The 17,044-nt window shown below is 53.6% G+C and carries 19 protein-coding genes; 5 read left to right on the top strand and 14 right to left on the bottom strand.

Annotated elements, in window-relative coordinates; translation table 11 throughout:
- Nucleotide 1: 1 nt before the first annotated feature.
- From RHJ80_RS08250 to RHJ80_RS08225, 6 genes are all read right to left on the bottom strand, one after another.
- The gene (locus RHJ80_RS08250; protein WP_310453666.1) at nucleotides 2–673 is read right to left on the bottom strand and encodes a Uma2 family endonuclease; all 672 of its coding nucleotides are present in this window, start codon (nucleotides 671–673) and stop codon (nucleotides 2–4) included.
- Between the two features lie 30 nt (nucleotides 674–703).
- Nucleotides 704–2,266, bottom strand: a complete 1,563-nt coding sequence (locus tag RHJ80_RS08245; protein ID WP_206199762.1) for a polysaccharide deacetylase family protein — start codon at nucleotides 2,264–2,266, stop codon at nucleotides 704–706.
- Nucleotides 2,267–2,376: 110 nt separating this feature from the next.
- A complete protein-coding gene (pstB, locus tag RHJ80_RS08240; protein ID WP_225901538.1) occupies nucleotides 2,377–3,180 on the bottom strand; it encodes a phosphate ABC transporter ATP-binding protein PstB in 804 nt (267 codons plus the stop codon).
- Nucleotides 3,174–4,121: a phosphate ABC transporter permease PstA gene (gene pstA, locus RHJ80_RS08235; RefSeq protein ID WP_206199761.1), complete on the bottom strand. Its 948-nt coding sequence runs from the start codon at nucleotides 4,119–4,121 to the stop codon at nucleotides 3,174–3,176. Before pstA ends, pstB begins: the two co-directional genes overlap by 7 nt.
- Before the next feature lie 2 nt (nucleotides 4,122–4,123).
- Complete coding sequence (gene pstC, locus RHJ80_RS08230; protein ID WP_206199760.1) at nucleotides 4,124–5,137, bottom strand: phosphate ABC transporter permease subunit PstC; 1,014 nt, start codon at nucleotides 5,135–5,137, stop codon at nucleotides 4,124–4,126.
- Between the two features lie 135 nt (nucleotides 5,138–5,272).
- A complete protein-coding gene (locus RHJ80_RS08225) occupies nucleotides 5,273–6,280 on the bottom strand; it encodes a PstS family phosphate ABC transporter substrate-binding protein (RefSeq protein ID WP_302678029.1) in 1,008 nt (335 codons plus the stop codon).
- A gap of 271 nt (nucleotides 6,281–6,551) precedes the next feature.
- Between RHJ80_RS08225 and RHJ80_RS08220 the strand changes: the two genes are divergently transcribed.
- On the top strand, nucleotides 6,552–7,439 hold the full coding sequence (locus RHJ80_RS08220) for an alpha/beta hydrolase (protein WP_310453665.1): 888 nt from the start codon (nucleotides 6,552–6,554) through the stop codon (nucleotides 7,437–7,439).
- On the opposite strand, the gene RHJ80_RS08215 is transcribed toward RHJ80_RS08220, so the two are convergent.
- Genes RHJ80_RS08215 through RHJ80_RS08205 form a run of 3 tightly spaced genes read right to left on the bottom strand, consistent with a single transcriptional unit; the run spans nucleotide 7,436 to nucleotide 9,362 of the window.
- Nucleotides 7,436–8,227, bottom strand: coding sequence for a YdcF family protein (locus RHJ80_RS08215; protein WP_310800758.1), 792 nt, complete (start codon nucleotides 8,225–8,227; stop codon nucleotides 7,436–7,438). The genes RHJ80_RS08220 and RHJ80_RS08215 overlap by 4 nt on opposite strands.
- A 4-nt stretch (nucleotides 8,228–8,231) precedes the next feature.
- Nucleotides 8,232–8,963, bottom strand: a complete 732-nt coding sequence (locus tag RHJ80_RS08210; protein WP_310800757.1) for a photosystem II S4 domain protein — start codon at nucleotides 8,961–8,963, stop codon at nucleotides 8,232–8,234.
- On the bottom strand, nucleotides 8,964–9,362 hold the full coding sequence (locus RHJ80_RS08205) for a hypothetical protein (RefSeq protein WP_206201667.1): 399 nt from the start codon (nucleotides 9,360–9,362) through the stop codon (nucleotides 8,964–8,966).
- A 65-nt stretch (nucleotides 9,363–9,427) separates the two neighbouring features.
- Between RHJ80_RS08205 and rpmI the strand changes: the two genes are divergently transcribed.
- Genes rpmI through lgt form a run of 3 tightly spaced genes read left to right on the top strand, consistent with a single transcriptional unit; the run spans nucleotide 9,428 to nucleotide 10,838 of the window.
- On the top strand, nucleotides 9,428–9,625 hold the full coding sequence (gene rpmI / locus RHJ80_RS08200) for a 50S ribosomal protein L35 (RefSeq protein ID WP_149818467.1): 198 nt from the start codon (nucleotides 9,428–9,430) through the stop codon (nucleotides 9,623–9,625).
- A gap of 41 nt (nucleotides 9,626–9,666) precedes the next feature.
- On the top strand, nucleotides 9,667–10,017 hold the full coding sequence (rplT, locus tag RHJ80_RS08195) for a 50S ribosomal protein L20 (protein ID WP_149818464.1): 351 nt from the start codon (nucleotides 9,667–9,669) through the stop codon (nucleotides 10,015–10,017).
- A gap of 14 nt (nucleotides 10,018–10,031) precedes the next feature.
- Entirely contained in the window at nucleotides 10,032–10,838 is an 807-nt protein-coding gene (lgt, locus tag RHJ80_RS08190) for a prolipoprotein diacylglyceryl transferase (protein ID WP_310800756.1), read from the top strand.
- Here lgt and RHJ80_RS08185 read toward each other — a convergent pair.
- From RHJ80_RS08185 to RHJ80_RS13195, 3 genes are all read right to left on the bottom strand, one after another.
- Nucleotides 10,835–11,425, bottom strand: a complete 591-nt coding sequence (locus tag RHJ80_RS08185; protein ID WP_310800755.1) for a chromophore lyase CpcT/CpeT — start codon at nucleotides 11,423–11,425, stop codon at nucleotides 10,835–10,837. The two genes, lgt and RHJ80_RS08185, sit on opposite strands and share 4 nt — an antisense overlap.
- 61 nt (nucleotides 11,426–11,486) lie before the next feature.
- Nucleotides 11,487–13,007: a uroporphyrinogen-III C-methyltransferase gene (gene cobA, locus RHJ80_RS08180; protein ID WP_310800754.1), complete on the bottom strand. Its 1,521-nt coding sequence runs from the start codon at nucleotides 13,005–13,007 to the stop codon at nucleotides 11,487–11,489.
- Between the two features lie 3 nt (nucleotides 13,008–13,010).
- Entirely contained in the window at nucleotides 13,011–14,339 is a 1,329-nt protein-coding gene (locus RHJ80_RS13195; RefSeq protein ID WP_310800753.1) for a M23 family metallopeptidase, read from the bottom strand.
- 615 nt (nucleotides 14,340–14,954) lie between these two features.
- Between RHJ80_RS13195 and RHJ80_RS08170 the strand changes: the two genes are divergently transcribed.
- Nucleotides 14,955–15,425, top strand: coding sequence for a hypothetical protein (locus RHJ80_RS08170; RefSeq protein ID WP_310800752.1), 471 nt, complete (start codon nucleotides 14,955–14,957; stop codon nucleotides 15,423–15,425).
- On the opposite strand, the gene ribD is transcribed toward RHJ80_RS08170, so the two are convergent.
- On the bottom strand, nucleotides 15,397–16,536 hold the full coding sequence (ribD, locus tag RHJ80_RS08165) for a bifunctional diaminohydroxyphosphoribosylaminopyrimidine deaminase/5-amino-6-(5-phosphoribosylamino)uracil reductase RibD (protein ID WP_310800751.1): 1,140 nt from the start codon (nucleotides 16,534–16,536) through the stop codon (nucleotides 15,397–15,399). The two genes, RHJ80_RS08170 and ribD, sit on opposite strands and share 29 nt — an antisense overlap.
- A gap of 9 nt (nucleotides 16,537–16,545) precedes the next feature.
- The gene (locus RHJ80_RS08160; RefSeq protein ID WP_024125163.1) at nucleotides 16,546–16,860 is read right to left on the bottom strand and encodes a DUF6679 family protein; all 315 of its coding nucleotides are present in this window, start codon (nucleotides 16,858–16,860) and stop codon (nucleotides 16,546–16,548) included.
- Nucleotides 16,861–17,044: the final 184 nt, after the last annotated feature.

The following is a 17,044-nucleotide window of genomic DNA, read 5'->3' as shown; positions in this document are numbered from 1 at the left end:
TCTATCGCTGCTGGCGAGCCACAAACGCTTGATGTTCGGGGGTGGCAATTCCCTGTTGGAGTACCTGCAAAACCGTACCCAGATCATGGGTCAGTAATGCCTCAGGGGCAAGCCAGAGTCCGGGAAATTGACGACTGCGAATTATCGCCTCAGTATCGGCAGTGAGTGGCTGGTATTCTCCTGCTTCAAGCGAGAACCAGTGGATCTGGCGATCGTAGGTACACCAGACAAGATATTCCTGAACGCCATTGCGGCGGTACACCCTGAGCTTATCGTGCAGGTCGTAGGCAGCACTGCTGGCGGCAATTTCAACTACGAGTTCCGGCGCGCCCTCAATATAGTCATCGGCAGTAATTCGCGATCGCCCCCCGTGGCTGAGGCGTAAAATTGCATCGGGTTGCGGTTCATTATCGGCATCTAGGCGAATAGTCGGGGCATCTGCCGCTTCGACCCCCGGTGTGGCTGCACAGTAGGTGCCGAGCCAAGTGATTAGGAATAGGTGAGGTTGACCGTGACTGCGGTAGCGTAGGGGAGAAGCCACGTAAACAATTCCCTCAATCAGTTCTGCTTTTTTCAGCTGAGGCATGGCGGCGTAGCGGCGCTCAAATTCGTCCCGCGTCAGGCGATCGCCACTTTCAAGGGGCGGCAGTTGCACTGGGTGTTCAATTGTCATGGCAGGCTGTTGGGGATTCGCGTGCTGCCTTTATTTTAGTTGGTGCATTCTGCGGCTATATTGTCGTTGCTTGATCCGGGCAAGGGGGGCAACAAAGGCCGTGTTGGGAATGGTGTCTAGGGTGGCGATCGCCCGCTGCCACAAGATTTTGGCCACTGATGATTGTTGTGCCTTAGCGGCAAGCGTCGCCTGCTCCGCCAGTTTGAGAGCCGCTTGATATTGACCTGCAGCAGCTTGTTCAAAGGCCAGCCGTTGTTGCACCCAAGACAGGGCTGCCTGTTGCTCCCGTAGGGTGGCTGCTAGGTATTCCCGTTCGGCGATCGCCCATGGGGGTGTGGTCCTTAAATCTTTTTCTAAAGCTTGAATGCGGGTCTCCAGTTGCAGAACCAACTGCTGAAGCTGCGCCGTTTCTTGAATCGTTAGCCAAGAAGGGGGTTCTGGTAGACTTGTTGGCTCTTGAGCCGCAATCAACTCAGGGACAGTGACAAATTGATAGCCTTTAGCCCGCAGTTCGGCAATGATGCTGGGCAAGGCCGCAACCGTGGCTCGCCGCGAGCCACCCCCATCATGGAGCAGGACAATGGCACCGGCATGCGCCTGCTGAACAACTGTGTTGACAATGCGATCGCTCGTTTGGCGAGGTAACCAATCCTGTGGATCCACTGACCACATCACCACACCGTAACCCTGTTGGCTGGCGCGACTCACCAGACCATTATGGAGATTTCCCCCCGGTGGTCGAAAGAGCTTGATATTTGCCCCGCTGATGTCTTCAATCAATTGTTGACTTTGATCCACCTCGTGCTGGGCAGCGGCAGGATTAAAGTAATGGTAGCCGTGGCTCCAAGAGTGGTTGGCCAAGACATGACCTTCCCTAACAATGCGCTGCGCTAATTTTGGGCGCGCTGCAACGGCTCTGGCAATAGCAAAAAATGTCCCTTTGACCTTTTCTTGGGCAAGAATGTCGAGAACTTGGGGCGTGTAGGTCGGATCAGGGCCATCATCAAAGGTCAGTGCCACCAACTTTTGCTCAGGGGGTAAGGTAACCTGATTAAACACACGGCCACGGAAGGCCTCAGGGGGTGAGTAGTGGTACCACAGGGGTGGGCGGGCGGGAGCCAGAGTGGGCGCAGCATTGAGAATGACCGATCGCACTTGTTCAACGCTGGGTTCTGGTGCTGCTGCCAACCAAACACTGGGAGACTGCCATTGGCCGACGGCTCCTAAACCAAAAATCCCTAAGACACTGGCCGCTAAGGCTAAGGGTTCAAGCTGGCGATCGCGAACTGTTGTGGGTGTGGGGGTTGCAACCGGCCGAGGCCGCAGACGTACTCCCCATGCAGGGCGCTGCCCCCCCAACTGTCGCCCATAGACATCAATGGATTGGGGGAGGACAGGACTTAAAAAAGCAACCAAGACATCAAGGCAGGTGCGTTGATTGGGAATTTGCTCTGCCTCTAGGAGAATTTTCCAGCCTTCGGCGGAGTGAGCGACACGCACATAGGTGGCCTGCGGCGCAAGGCGGAGCGCTAATTCACGGGCGATCGCCTGAGGTGAAATCTCCCTGACCGTTGACTCCAGCGATGCCACCATAACTGCGCTCCTAGAGCGAGAACAAATAACTACTAGCCCTAGGGTAGCGATCGATTCACAACCACACCTTACCTCTTAGACCACATTCTCAAGCGGACTTGACGCAGCGATCAACCAAAGCGACCACTCACGTAATCGGCAGTCTTCTGTTCCACTGGCTTCGTGAAGATGGACATGGTTTCGTTGTACTCAACGATTTCGCCCAAATACATAAAGGCGGTGAACTGGGAAATACGAATCGCCTGCTGCATGTTATGGGTCACAATCAGAATCGTCACTTGCTCCTTGAGTTCGCTAATCAGGTTCTCAATACTGACCGTGGCAATCGGATCCAATGCCGATGTTGGCTCGTCAAAGAGAATAATCTCTGGATCAGTGGCTAGGGCACGGGCAATACAGAGCCGCTGCTGCTGACCGCCCGACAGAGACGTGCCCGGTTCCTTCTGACGATCTTTGACTTCATCCCACAGGGCAGCACGACGGAGCGATCGCTCCACCACCTCATCGAGGATCGCACGGTTATTGATGCCGCGCACCCGCAATCCATAGGCAACGTTTTCGTAAATCGACTTGGGGAAAGGATTGGGCTTTTGGAAGACCATGCCAATCTGCATCCGCACTTCGATTGGATCCATTTGCAGGAGGTTACGCGGTTGCTCATCCCCCAACCAAATTTCCCCCTCGTAGCGATTGCCGGGATACAGATCATGCATGCGGTTAAAGCAACGCAGCAACGTGGTCTTGCCACAACCTGAAGGCCCAATCAGTGCCGTAACTTTCTTTTCATAGACCGGCAAGTTGATGTTTTTCAGAGCCTGCTTGCCACCGTAGTAAAAGTTCAAGTCCCGAACTTCTGCCAGCTTTTTCAGTGGCTCGTTCTCGGTAGTCACGACCCGATCTGTAGGTTTTACCATTTGATACTCTTCCTAAAACGATAGCGTAGATAAATAGCTGTTGCATTCACCGCCAGCGTCAACACCAGCAGGACAATCCCAGCCGCTGCAGCATTCACTTGAAAGGCCTCTTGCGGACGGGAAACCCAGTTAAACATTTGAATCGGCAGCACCGTAAAGGGAGACCAAATCCACTTAAACGAAATGTAGGGAAACTCGCTTTGAATCGGTGGATCCGGCAAGAACGTGATAAACGTCAAAGCACCAATGGTGATCAGGGGCGCCGTCTCGCCAATCGCGCGGGAGATACCCACAATAATCCCCGTGAGAATCCCCCCCATCGAGTAGGGCAGCACATGATCAGCAATCACCTGCCAGCGACTCGAACCAACCGCATAGGCGGCTTCCCGAATCCCCTGGGGAATGGCGCGCAAGGATTCACGGGTGGTCACAATCACCACGGGTAAAATCAACAATGCCAGTGTAAACCCGGCAGTCAGAATGCTTTCGCCCCAGTTGAGGATATAGACAAAGAAACCGAGAGCCAGTAGGCCATAAATAATTGAGGGCACACCCGCCAGATTGGTAATGTTCACCTCAATGAAATCCAACAGCCAGTTTTTGGGAGCATATTCTTCGAGGTAAATGCCCGCCGCAATGCCCAAAGGAATAGCCACAAACGCCGTTACAAGAATGACCAATAAACTACCCACCCATGCCGTGAGGATACCTGCCTCTTCGGGGTCACTACTCGGCGGTGAAGTAAAAAACTTCCAGTTCAACATGGGTAAGCCGCGCAGGAAGAGGTCACCCACAAGAAAAACAAGGGTGAGTAAGGCGACTAGCAGGGAGAACCAACCTAAAACGATAAAAAACTGTTCCCAGCGCTTGCGCTCCCGAATCGAGGCCGCGATCGCGATCGAATTGCGGAGGTTATTGAGAATCGTTCGTTGGCTACGCATGGCTAGTACACCTCACGATAACGGCGACTCAAGAAGTAGCCCAGCACGTTTAAGATCAAGGTTGCAAAAAACAGCATGATCCCTGCGGCAAAAATCGACTGATACTCTAGTGATCCGTGGGGCAAGTCCCCCAAACTCACTGACACAATGAAAGCAGTTGTGGTTGAAGCCCCCTCTAGAGGATTAAACGTAAACTTCGGCTGTAACCCCGCGGCCACGGCCACAATCATTGTTTCGCCAATTGCCCGTGCCAGCCCCAAAATATAGGCGGCCATAATGCCAGAGATAGCAGCCGGCATGAGAACCTTGATTGCTGTTTGCAAACGCGTTGCCCCCATTGCATAGGATCCCTCCCGCAGTTGCAAAGGAACAGCTTGGAGGGCATCTTCTGTCAAGCTGGCAATATAGGGCAGCACCATTAGCCCCACCACAATACCTGCCCCCAACATATTAAAACCAGGCAGCTCAAAGTATTCCCAAGGTTCTTTACCAGGATTAAAGAATTGCTGAACGCCAAGAATGATTTTCTGGAGAAAGGGAGTGACCACCAAAAGGGCAAAGTAGCCGTAAACCACAGTGGGAATACCCGCCAAGATTTCAAGGATAGGCTTGAGGATCTCCCGCGTTTTGGCAGGTGCAAACTCACTCAGATAGATGGCCGCAATCGTGCCAAGGGGAATAGCCACACAACTGGCCACAAAGCAGGTCGTGAAGGTTCCGGAGAGCAAGGGTAAGATACCAATTCCCACCGGCTCAATTAGAGGTGACCAGTCCGTGCTCGTAAAGAACTCCAGCAGAGCCTCAAAGAGAGATTCTTGGTGCACTTCCATCACCTTTTCAAAAAAGATGACTGTCTCGGCAAAAAGGATATAGATGATGACCAGTGTTGTTACGACCGATGAGATCGCTGCCAAAAAAAGAATGCTAGCAATGATCCGTTCGCGCCAAATCCTCACAGTACGGGATGGCAAGGCGACGGGGAGCTTCGTTGAGTAGGGTAGGGGCTGTTCTACCATGGGTATTATTCCAGCAAGCAAAAATCTTTTAGTTGGAATTTATCTTTTCAGAGAATCAACGACTGAGGTTGACAAAATGGGAAAAAAGGGTGGAGGGCTGATACCTCACACCCTTCATTAAATCAAAATATTAATCTATTGGGGTTGCATCCTCAGCAGTTGGTTGATTGTCAAGCCAATAGCCTCTTTGCCCCCAAAGATCGTACCCACACGGTTGCGGTTGAAGTTAGCCAGAATCGTGCGGTAGGCACTAGCCGGCAGAGGCACATACTTCACCTTTTTCACCATGGCCGGGGCATTATTTAGGTAGTAGGTGACAAACTGCCGTACTTCAGGCCGCTGCGCTGACTTAGCGTTGACGTAGATAAAGATGGGACGGGAGAGGGGCTGGTATGTCCCATTCAGCACGTTTTGCTCGGAAGGTGGAACAGGGCCTTTGCCGCTGTCAATGGCAACCGCTTTGAGCCGATTGCGGTTTTCCGCATAGTAGGCAAAACCAAAGTATCCAAGCGCACCGCGATCGCGAGCGATACCTTGGACTAACACATTATCATCCTCGCTGGCGGTGAAATCCTTGCGACTGACTTTTGATTTACCATTGATGGCCTCAGTGAAATAGTCAAAGGTTCCAGAGTCAGCACCTGGCCCAAAGAGTTTCAAAGGAACATTGGGGAAGCCTTGGCGCACTTGGCTCCAGTTATTGATTTTAGAATCGGGTTCCCACATCCGCTTCAATTCAGCAACCGTTAAGCTTGTTGCCCAAGTATTTTGAGGATGAACCACCACGGTGATGGCATCGTAGGCCACTGGCAGTTCAATAAAGTTGATACCAGCAGCGCGACAGTCGGCAATTTCTTTGGCCAGAATGGGGCGTGAGGCGTTGGAAATATCCGTTTCACCGCGGCAGAACTTCTTGAAGCCACCGCCTGAACCGGACACACCTACCGTAACGCGGACTTTGCCCCCTTGGGCTTTTTGGAAGGCTTCAGCAACAGCTTCGGTAATGGGGAAAACAGTGCTGGAGCCATCAATGCGAATCGTAGGTGTCCCTTGGGAAAAAGCAGCGGGAATCAGGCTACCCGACAGAGCCGCGATGGCTGCAACTACCCCTAGGCGGGCATAGCTTTTTGCAGATGTAAACATGGTGATGTTTCCTAGCGGAGTAAACAACGTTTTGCAAGTAAAGTACCTTCGGGGTGACGGTTGCCCACACATTTCAAAAAGGCGAACCGATCAAACTACCCTTTCGTCAGAATAAGCAACAGATTCAAGGGATTAGGTTAAGGCAAGGGAAAAATTTGGTTAAAATTTCTATTGAATGTTAGGGTTCAGTCATATTGTTGAGAGGAGTAACAACTTTACCGTTGATCGCGTTACATAGAGTTTTTTCAGGCAATTTGCAGGAGCGTTAGGAATGCCGTCATTGGCCTCTAGAACTTATCAGTGGCAGGGTCTTTCCTGCGCCTATCGCTTGAGTTCGGAAGAAGGGCAAACACCGATTCTTTTTATCCATCCAGTGGGGGTTGGCCTCTCTGGGCGGTTCTGGGATCGCTGTGTGGGTCATTGGCAGTTCCAAGGGGAAGGTTACTCATTTTATATCCCTGACTTGCTCGGCTGTGGCCAGAGCGCCCTACCCCACATTGCCTATTACCCCGAAGATTGGGCGGCTCAGTTACAGGTCTTTATCGCCTCTGAGATTCGCCAAGCGGTGATTCTTGTTGTCCAAGGGGCATTGTTTCCCGTAGCGATGGAGCTAGTGCACCTTGATCCCCAAGTCGTTCGAGCCATGATCCTCAGTGGCCCTCCAGCGGCTTCTCTCGTTTCTGAAAACACTGATCCTAGGTGGCAAAAGGTGCGCTGGAATCTCTTTGACTCCCCCTTGGGTTGGGGCTTTTATCTCTATGCCCGCCAAGAACGTTTCCTGCGGCAGTTTTCAATCAAGCAGCTTTTTGCCAAGCCTGAGGATGTGGATGATGAGTGGCTAAAGATGCTGGCCGCTGGTTGTGCTGACCTTGAGAGTCGCCATGGCGTGTATTCATTCCTGTCGGGTTTTTGGCGGCGAGACTATCGTCAGAAAATGCGGCAGACTCAGCAGCCAGTGCTTGTGGTGATGGGAGACCAAGCCTCGAGTATCAGTCGGGAGGGTGGGGCTGAATTGCCTGAAGAACGGTTGCAGTTTTATACCAAGACATTTCCCAATGCTGAGGGAGTGGTGATTGCGGGGCGCAATGTCTTGCCCTATGAGTCAGCCCCTGCTTTTGTGGAGGCCTGTCAAGGGTTTCTGCGTGCTCAGGGTCTCTAAAGCCAACCTCTGAGTTTGTAAACGAGCAGACCTTGGTATTCCCGTAGGGCGATCGTGGTGATGTCCACGTTGTAGGGATTGGGGATCAGGCTGAGCAGCAGGTTTTGCCAAGTGGGCGATCGCGCGATCGACAGGTACCGATAGTCCGTGGGTGCCGGGATCACCTTCATTCCCAAACGGCGAAAAATAGCCACGGAGCGGGGCATGTGGTAGGCAGATGTCACCAGCAGCAGATCCCCTTGAATTTGATGCTGCTCAAGAAGCGCTTTGACATTCACGGCATTTTCATAGGTATTCAGTGCGGTGGTGTCTAGCAGCATCTTGTCTGTCGGCACGCCGCAGGTGGCAGCAATTTCCGCCATGTCTGCTGCTTCGCCCCGCTGAAAGGTTTGGCCCAGCCAGTCAATGCGACCGCCACTGAGAATCAGATAGGGGGCATAGCCCTGACGAAAAAGATGGGCACCATAGAGGATGCGATCGCCCCCTTCCGTGACTTCTACCCAAGGCCTCGGCGCCGTTTGCGGGACAACCGCCCCACCGAGAACCACGATCGCGGCAGCTTTGGGCATGGGATCAGGGGGTAAATACTGTCGCTCTAGGGAAGCAATGAGAGCCGTTGCCACATAGTCATTGCCGCTCAGGAGTAAAATGCTCAGGGCAATCACAAGGGCGATCGCTGCCTGTTGGGGGGCACGCCAAAAGCGAACAATGGCAAAAACCAATGCCCAACAGGCTAAGGACAATGGATACAGCAGTGGCGGCAGTAATTTCGACAGCAGCAGAGCCATAGTGTTAGCGAATGCGCTCCATCTGGATGCGGTAGCGCTCTTTCTTCGTAACTTGAATGTCTTGAATCCGCAATCGCCCTTTGCCGCGAATGGCAATGAGGTCATTCACCTTAAGGAGATGCCGCGGTTGCTGCACGATGTGCCAATTCACCCGCACTAGCCCTTGGCTAATCCACTCGCTCATTTTACTGCGGGAAACACCAAATCCGGCTGAGGCCACAGCATCCAAGCGCAATGATGCTTCGACGGTACTGAGGGATTTCCGTTGGGGGGGCGCTACGGCCAGTTCTGACCAGTCACAGAGATCGACGGTCACCGCTACAGTCCGCACTTGTTTTAAGTGTTCTTGTAAAGTAGGGACTTTTTCAGGGATGAGAATGACCTGTGCCCCCCGTTCCCCAAGGAGAATCACATCCCCATAATCGCCGTCATCAAGACCGGCATTGGCGATCGCTCGCTCAAAATCACTGTAGGTGGCGGGATCAAAGAGAAAGTTGCCTGTGATTCGCACCAAAGCAAGGGGAGGCTGTTGCTCCTCAAGACTGAGTTCAGTGGGGGCGATCGCCAGCCGACAGCGTTCCGCTTGCGGGTACCCCCCCCAGGCGAGACCATGAACATCGGCTCGTTGCTCAAGGGTGCGGAGTGCCTGCACTACCTGATCTGGCGGCAAAAAGAGGGTATGCACCACCGACCAAGTTTTAATGGCTCTCTCAAGGGCGGTCCCTAGGTCAAACATTTAGGCCTCAAGAAATTCGGGTAATTCCAGCCACTGGGCTAAGTGGGCTTTCACCTGTTGGCAAAATTGGGAGCGATCGCCAAATTTCTCGGTGCGGATTGTTTTGCGCTGCGCATCCAATGTCCAGCCATAGTCACTGCTGAGGCGGATTTTTCCCTGCCAGTCAGCGATCGAAAGCATTAACTGCGGGGCGGGGCTATTGTCCACCCCCTTGACGCGAAAGACATAGTTAAAGGTGTTTTGCTTGCCGGCAGCAACCGTTGAGGCTTGACCAAACCGCTCCTGCAAGCGCGATCGCACCCGCTCCACAAATGCCGCATCGCCTAAATCTTCTAGGGTGCGCATGGCCAAGGTAAGGGCAAAATAAAACTCTTCGACAGGAATGAACTCCAGTTCCATGCAGCTTGCCAAGACTCTCTTCAAAATAGTACACTAGTAAGCTGTGTCTAAAATAGGGCAAGGCTATGCCAAAGCTAAAAACACGTCGTGCTGCTGCCAAACGATTTCGGACGACGGGCAGTGGTAAGTTTGTCCGCCGTAAGGCCAACAAAAATCACTTACTCGAACATAAGGGGAGCGATCGCAAGAATCGTCTTTCCCACAAAGCCCTCGTCGATCCACGGGATTTTGAGCGAGTATCGCTGATGCTGCCCTACGCTTAATTGATAAATTTTCAGTTTTTGATCAAGGGTGAAATTGAACTATGGCAAGGGTCAAACGGGGTAACGTTGCCCGCAAACGGCGTAAAAAAATTCTCAAGCTCGCCAAGGGCTATCGTGCGGGGCACTCCAAGCTCTTCCGCACCGCCAATCAGGTGGTCATGAAGGCACTGTGCAATGCCTATCGCGATCGCCGGCGGCGCAAACGGGACTTTCGGCGGCTCTGGATTGCGCGGATTAACGCTGCTGCGCGTCAACATGGCATGAGCTACAGTCAACTCATGGGCGCCCTCAAAAAAGCCGATATTCAACTCAATCGCAAGATGCTGGCTCAATTGGCCGTGTTGGATACGGACGCCTTTGCCACTGTCATTCAGACTGCTCGCGCTGTTTAGAACCTATTCTAGGCATGATCGCCACTTTCCAATCCCCCGGTGCCACCCTTGAGCTAGGGTTCATCACCCTACGGTGGTACGGGCTACTCATTGCCGCCGCCGTCTTTATTGGCATTTGGCTGAGTCAGCGCTTGGCACGCCAGCGGCAGATTGATCCTGATCTGATTGCGGATCTGTCGATTTGGCTTGTGGTTGCCGCTATTCCCGCTGCACGGCTCTATTACGTCGCCTTTCACTGGGGCTTTTACCAAAAGCACTTAGATCAAGTGGTGCAAATTTGGAAAGGCGGCATTGCCATTCACGGTGCCATCCTCGGCGGTATGCTAGCGATGGCGATCTTTACCTATGTGCAGCGGCTTTCCTTTTGGCAAGTGGCGGATGTCATTGCCCCTTCACTAATTTTGGGACAGGCCATTGGACGGTGGGGCAATTTCTTTAACTCTGAGGCCTTTGGTGCCCCTACGGATTTGCCGTGGAAACTCTATATCCCTGCGCCGCAGCGTCCCCCGGCGCTAATCAACGAAGCCTATTACCACCCCACGTTTCTCTATGAGTCCCTTTGGAACCTAGGAGTCTTTATTCTCCTGCTGTGGCTCTTTCGTCAACCTCGCTATCAAAAACCGGGAACGCTCCTGATGGTTTATGCCATTGCCTACAGCTTGGGTCGCTTCTGGATTGAAGGACTGCGCATGGACAGCCTGATGTTGGGGCCGCTGCGAATTGCCCAAGTGGTTAGCTTGGTTGCGATCGCCCTAGGGGCTTGGGGACTCTTTCGCCTTTATTACCAAGGCAAACCGTTACCCGATTGGCAAACCGCCTAGGCAATAATTTCATCAGCAAAGCTCTGCCAGCGCACAAAGTGAAAGGGACCTGCCACGGAGCCCCAAACGTGCTCATCGGTTTCGGGATCCCGTCCGCGATCGTGGCTAATGAAGCGATCGCCATCAATTTCAAACGTGCTATCAAGATAGGTTTCCCGTCCTTGACGCACGACTTTACAGGCTTTGCCCGGCTCCACTTCACCGCGAAAGCTGTGCCCTGTCCAGTAGGTGAGCATATTGCAGCCACAGAGGAGTTCCAAATCATCGGCTGTCATCGCCTGAAGCCGCTGGCGATCGCGAGCTGCGCCAAAGAAGCGTTTTTCATCCTTGAGTACGTAATTTTTAATCACAATGTGATCATTGGCGGGCACCAGTTCTAAAACCCGTGTGCGGTAGGGGACACCTAGAAGATAGTCATAGGCCTGTTCCACATAAAGGGCAATGCCCTCCAAAAGACCACTGGGCAGGGGGCGCATACACACCCGAATATGGGCATAGAAGGGGGGATTCTCAAAGGCTTGGGCTTGGTTACTAAAATCCGCCGCCATCCAACGGCCAAGGGTCAGCACATCGGTTGCGTGTGTCATGCTCCACAATTGCCTTACAACAGTCCTTTTTTCACACTAGCGGATTGGTGCACCCAAAGCACTAAGTGATCCGTAATAATGCCTGAAGGAGTCCCTCAAGGGTATGCTCTGTGGCTTCAGTATCCACCCGTCCCAAGAGTTCGCGACAAGTTTGCGAGGTTTGCGGGCCAATACTGGCAATCTGCACAGTCTGAAGTAACTCTGCCGCCTGCGCACCCACCAATTGGCAAAAGTGTTTCACCGTCTTAGAACTGGTAAACGTGACCATATCCACTTGACCCCCTTGCAGCGCCCCTAAGACTTGGGCATCAACGGTTTGGGGACAGCGGGAATCGTAGGCGGGCACCTCAACAACCTCAGCCCCAGCCGCTGTAAAGGTCTCTACTAGCACGGGTCGCCCACCCTTTTCAACCCGTGGGAAGAGAAAACGCAACCCCGCTACAGGTTCTGGGAATTCTGCCACTAGGGCATCGGCGACAAATTCACTGGGGGTGAAGTCAGCCACTAAGCCGTAACTGCTGAGGGTTTGGGCGGTTTTTTCGCCAACAACAGCAATCTTGAGACCGGCGAGGGTACGACTATCCTTGCCATGATGCTGTAACCGTTCCATAAAAAAGCTAACGGCATTGTGGGACGTGAGAATGAGCCAGTCAAAGGTATTGAGTTGCGCCAAAGCCTGATCGAGGGGCTGCCAAGAACTGGGGGGAACGATTTCCAGTGTCGGCATTTCTAAAACGGTGGCACCGGCGGCTGTCAGTTGCTGCGTAAAGTCACTCGCTTGCGCTGCTGCCCGGGTGACGAGAATGGTTTTGCCGTGGAGCGGAGACATGACTGATGGGGAAATCTTCAAAAATTCAGGGAAGACCAGATCTAGACTAGCCAAAGGGTAGCGTTTTTGGGCGATCGCGCCAATGACAACGACCGCAGGAGCCATGTCTGGAAAGTCAGGCGTCTTCAGGTAACTCTCTAGGGTGCCAAACCAGAATTGTTGCTGGGGTTGCCCCGCCCAGTGCAGGATGGCCAATCCCTCAGCGGGCGATCGCCCCTGCCTCAACAATTGCTCGGCAATATATCGCAGGGAACGGGTGGCCATCAAAAAAATCAGCGTCTCCATTTGGGCGATCGCTGCCCAAGGAAGGGTTTCTGGCGCATGTCCCGACAGAATCGCTACGGACTGGCTCACATCCTTTGCCGTCAGACACAATCCCGCCAGCAGTGGTGCCGCCAGCGCTGACGATAGACCCGGAATCACCACCGCCTCTAGACCTGCCCCTAGGACAGCATCCAGTTCCTGATGCAAACGGCCAAACAGTCCCGCATCCCCACTTTTGAGGCGGACAACCCGTTCATACTGCTGGCCGTAGTCCACTAAAAGGCGGTTGATTTCCGCTTGGGGAACTGCCTCAGCCCCTGCCCGCTTGCCCACCGCGACTCGCAAACAATCGGGGGGTGTAAGGTCTAGGAGGTCTGGGGAAACAAGCGCATCGTAAAGAACCACCTGTGCCTGCTGTAGACAAACCCAAGCTGCCAAGGTGAGATAGCCAAGTGAACCTAGGCCTGCCCCCACAAAATAGATCGTCAACGCCTAGCCTTGGTTACGTTGCAGGAAGATCATTGGGTTGACCGCACCCCGCCCTGGGGGATGTATCTCAAAGTGAACGTGGGGCCCTGTGCTGCGACCGGTGCTGCCCATTTCGGCTATCTGCTGACCCTGCTCAACGTATTGGCCCATGCGCACCAAGTTGCGATGGTTATGGGCATAGAGCGTCAGGGTGCCATCGGCGTGGCGAATTTCCACCAGGTTGCCGAAACCACCAGAATTCCATTGGGAGTAGGTAACGACACCGGCGGCAGCAGCATAGATGGGCGTGCCAATGGGAGCAGCAATATCAATCCCGCGGTGCATCCGTCCCCAGCGCGGACCAAAGCCAGAGGTCAACACACCACGCGCCGGCCAGATAAAGTTGGTGGTTAGGCTAGGTAGAAAGCGATCGGAGTTGGGCAGAGGGGGTAGGTCGAGATTACTGGGTAAAGAGGGAGCCACAATTGAGCGTGCCACCTTGACGGGCACAGGGGGGGCAATGGGCTGTACAGTGGCAGGTGTTGGTGCTGTTACTGTTGTTGTTTGCGGGCGATTTGCAACAGTGGGCTGGGGTAGCGCTGGGCGAGCAGGGGGTTGTTGGACTGAAACCAAGGCAGGGGTGGTATGCCGCCGCCGCTCAGCAGCACGGCCAAAGGGAACAGGCTCTAGGGTTGCAGTTGAGGTCGATGCGGCTGGAGAGTTCACAACTGCCACCCGCTGCGAGAGTTGAGTCGTTTCCCCCTCGGCGGACTGTGGTTCAACTGCCGTCGTGGTTTGCTCCAAAGAGCCACCCATCGCAAAGGGGGTATCAATGGCCAAGGAAGCAACAACAGAGGTGGTGGCCTGCGTCACCAAATCCGCCAAGCTATCGGTGCGAACCCGCCGATCCACCACTTTGAAGGTCGGCTCAGAAGGACGGCTGAGACGGTCAAAGGAAGCAAAGGCAGAGAGGGTCAGCGCCGGTCTTCTGAGGGTGAGGGGGGCAAAACTGACTTGGGACTGGATGGTGCGTTGCCATGCCGTTTGGGTGACGCCCAAGAGTAGGTCGGTTTTGTCGGCGGATAAAAGATTTTCAAATTCCGCAAGCGGGTCTTGGCTTTCAGTACTGAAGAGGGAGGGGAGGTTGAGAGATTCGGGGCGAATGTCCTTTGAACCCAGATCGCGATCGCCCGAAAGAGTCGTCAAATCAAGGGCTTGGGTAGGCTGAATCAGAGCAAAGGTACCCAGCAGGGGCAGACAGGAACAAAGGGAGCGCAGCGAACGACCAAGCATAGCAGCAGACGCAAGGGGTGCATCCTGAGAGGCGGTAGGGGTACGACTATCGTTGCTCAAGGTAATCCTCCTCGCACACAAAATTGACAGTGATTCGACAAAGCGGTGAACCGAGAACACACATCATGAGCAATCGTCCAAGGTAGCCAGAGGCCACTCGCCGCATCTATGCCTAAAACTGTCCCAATCTGTTGTTTATGCAAAGGGTGTTTTGGCACCACGACGAAACTTCTAGGTGACTTTACCCAATCCACAACCAAATGACAAGCCACCCCCTTGCCTCGTCCTGCCCTCTCTGGGGGGGTGAATTACTTGCTGCAAAATAAAAATACGAATTTTCTACCTACTGGTCAATAATCAAAAAACCTGAATTCATCACGACTTGGGCTTAATTACTGCCCATGAAAGAAAAATCATTGTTTCCAATAAATGAATAAGTAGAGTAAAGTTAGCTAATCAGTGTGTATAGTTTTTTTTAATAATATAAGTCAGTTGACATCCTTCTCAGCGTTGGTCGTTCAATCAAAATTGTCCTATAACACTTGTGCCAAATTGCGCTAAAAGTGGCACATATTCATCTTCGCTCTTAGGAACAATTAGAGCAAGCTTGCTTGGTAAAATAAACCAGTTTGTAACGATTTTTGGCGATCGCCTTTTTGACGGAGCGTTGTCCCCATGACTTACCACAAGCTGTGGTTTCAACAAACAGCAAGCCGCCTCAAAGTCTTGCGTCCTTTTCCCCCCTTTAGTGTTGTCCAAAACTTTATTCGCGAATATCTTCCCAACCTCATTGACTATATGGATGGCCAAGGATTGGATCTGCGGGATCCACAGCACTGGTGGGAGAGTATCCACATTGACGGCATTTTGGAATTAGAAAATAGCGAGGGGGAAACCCTGCGGGTGGCGGCTGGGATTATTGAGCAGTGGCGCAATGCCAACGCTGCTCTGCGCCTGATTACAACCCCGGCAATGGCCAAGCTGCGGCGCGAGTCCCTCAATGTCAGCCAGCATTGGCTTTTTTATGTCTCTAGTCGCAAGCCCTACCCGGAGTCACTGTGGATTGATTTGCTCTATGAGCAGGCGGATACGCCCCCCACAGAAACGGGCTGTACCATTATTGAAGTGACGGAACCCGAGGCCTAGGCGGTAGGTAGCCCACCACGAGAATGTCCTCGCCCACGGTTTGCCAAGTCACGTCCTCGAGGCACAAGGCCTCATTCATCTTGGTTAAGCCGAGATCGGCCACTGGGGCGGGGGCATCGGAGCCACCAATAATTTTTGGCGCAATAAATGCCCACACTTTCTGTACCATGCCTTCGGCGATCGCTGCCGCTGCAAGGGAACCGCCGCACTCCCAAAGCACCGTCATAATGCCCCGTTGATGCAGCTCTGCCATAACGGTGGTCGGTGTTAGCGGCTCTCGGTGCACCACCTCCACGCCCCGTGCCTGCAATTGGGGAATGAGGGGATGTTGGGGTGAAGCAGCGGTAACCACCAATGTTGGAGCCGTGGTCGTTTCCCACAAAGAGGCATTCGGCGGTAGATCAAGGGTACGACTCATTACCACCCGTAGGGGATTGCGCTCATGGCGCGAGGTCAAAAGGGGATTATCCAGACGCACGGTATTGCCCCCCACAATCACGGCATCGCATTCAGAGCGCAGTTGATGCACCATGGCGCGTGCGGCTTCACCACTCACCCAGAGACTGTGGCCGGCACTGGAGGCAATTTTGCCATCGAGGGTCATGGCGTATTTGAAAATGCCAAAGGGACGCTGATAGCGCACCCGATGAACAAACGCTTCGTTCAGGCGTTGACACTCTGCTTCCCGCACGCCGACGGTGACTTCTATGCCCGCTGAGCGCAGCCGTTCTACCCCCGCCCCCGCTACTTGGGGATTCGGATCAATCATGCCCACCACCACCCTGGGAATACCCGCCGCTATAATCGCCTCGGTACAGGGGGGCGTGCGGCCATAGTGGTTGCAGGGTTCAAGATTGACGTAGAGGGTGGCCTTGCTGAGGAGGGGGCGATCGCTCTCGCTGACGCTGCGCAGGGCAAAAACCTCGGCATGGGGTTCCCCTGCCTTGGGATGAAACCCCTCCCCAATCACCCGTCCCTCCGCCACAATCACACAGCCCACGAGGGGATTCGGAGCCGTACAGCCTTTGGCACGAGCGGCTAACTCAAGGCAGCGCCCCATGTACTGGGCATCAATCGTGGCTATCTCCTCCACAACGGGGGCTGAGCGCATGGGCAAGAATCAACGCTCATGTTCGGTTTCCGAGGAATGCTTCGGCAGTTGCTCCGCCTCTGGACACTCATCCGCAATGGGTAACTCCGCATAACCCCGCGGAACTGCTGCGAGCCGCCGTGAAATCGAGCCAATGCTTTCGATATTGACGATCTCTTCCCAAGCACACACTTCGTCGTCTTCCTCCGTTTCGTAGCGGATGGTAACAACATTCCCTTCGATGTCCACAATGCGTGCCCGGTCAATCAGGCGTTGTTGATCCCGCAAGTAAATCCAGACTTCTTGGCCGTCGGTATAGAGTTGATAAAGCTTGCGGTGTAACATAGAACGGTCTCCTTCTCGGAATTGGGCGTAGCAACAGTTGATAAGCTGTGCTGCAACCTCTTGCCTGTCATCTTACCGCTAGACTTCAAAAGATGAGCAGCGGTGAATGGGAGGTGTGGGGACTGAGTAGCGATCGCGCAGCACAGGGGAAAGAGTGATTCTCTGACGGTCTGGGGCAGATCTC

The organism is Thermosynechococcus sp. QS41 (assembly GCF_031583515.1).
GTDB lineage: Bacteria > Cyanobacteriota > Cyanobacteriia > Thermosynechococcales > Thermosynechococcaceae > Thermosynechococcus.
Note: the sequence above shows the minus strand (reverse complement) of the source record. Positions and strands in the feature narration are given on the sequence as shown.

Coding starts and splice junctions, on each gene's coding strand:
- RHJ80_RS08225 (WP_302678029.1), bottom strand. CDS start 6,280: ATGTTTACATCTGCAAAAAGCTATGCCCGCCTAGGGGTAGTTGCAGCC.
- rplT (WP_149818464.1), top strand. CDS start 9,667: ATGGCAAGGGTCAAACGGGGTAACGTTGCCCGCAAACGGCGTAAAAAA.
- RHJ80_RS08160 (WP_024125163.1), bottom strand. CDS start 16,860: ATGTTACACCGCAAGCTTTATCAACTCTATACCGACGGCCAAGAAGTC.
- pstB (WP_225901538.1), bottom strand. CDS start 3,180: ATGGTAAAACCTACAGATCGGGTCGTGACTACCGAGAACGAGCCACTG.
- RHJ80_RS08215 (WP_310800758.1), bottom strand. CDS start 8,227: ATGGCTCTGCTGCTGTCGAAATTACTGCCGCCACTGCTGTATCCATTG.
- RHJ80_RS08210 (WP_310800757.1), bottom strand. CDS start 8,963: ATGTTTGACCTAGGGACCGCCCTTGAGAGAGCCATTAAAACTTGGTCG.
- RHJ80_RS08220 (WP_310453665.1), top strand. CDS start 6,552: ATGCCGTCATTGGCCTCTAGAACTTATCAGTGGCAGGGTCTTTCCTGC.
- RHJ80_RS08205 (WP_206201667.1), bottom strand. CDS start 9,362: ATGGAACTGGAGTTCATTCCTGTCGAAGAGTTTTATTTTGCCCTTACC.
- pstA (WP_206199761.1), bottom strand. CDS start 4,121: ATGCGTAGCCAACGAACGATTCTCAATAACCTCCGCAATTCGATCGCG.
- pstC (WP_206199760.1), bottom strand. CDS start 5,137: ATGGTAGAACAGCCCCTACCCTACTCAACGAAGCTCCCCGTCGCCTTG.
- RHJ80_RS08185 (WP_310800755.1), bottom strand. CDS start 11,425: ATGACACACGCAACCGATGTGCTGACCCTTGGCCGTTGGATGGCGGCG.
- RHJ80_RS08250 (WP_310453666.1), bottom strand. CDS start 673: ATGACAATTGAACACCCAGTGCAACTGCCGCCCCTTGAAAGTGGCGAT.
- rpmI (WP_149818467.1), top strand. CDS start 9,428: ATGCCAAAGCTAAAAACACGTCGTGCTGCTGCCAAACGATTTCGGACG.
- RHJ80_RS08170 (WP_310800752.1), top strand. CDS start 14,955: ATGACTTACCACAAGCTGTGGTTTCAACAAACAGCAAGCCGCCTCAAA.
- lgt (WP_310800756.1), top strand. CDS start 10,032: ATGATCGCCACTTTCCAATCCCCCGGTGCCACCCTTGAGCTAGGGTTC.
- ribD (WP_310800751.1), bottom strand. CDS start 16,536: ATGCGCTCAGCCCCCGTTGTGGAGGAGATAGCCACGATTGATGCCCAG.
- RHJ80_RS08245 (WP_206199762.1), bottom strand. CDS start 2,266: ATGGTGGCATCGCTGGAGTCAACGGTCAGGGAGATTTCACCTCAGGCG.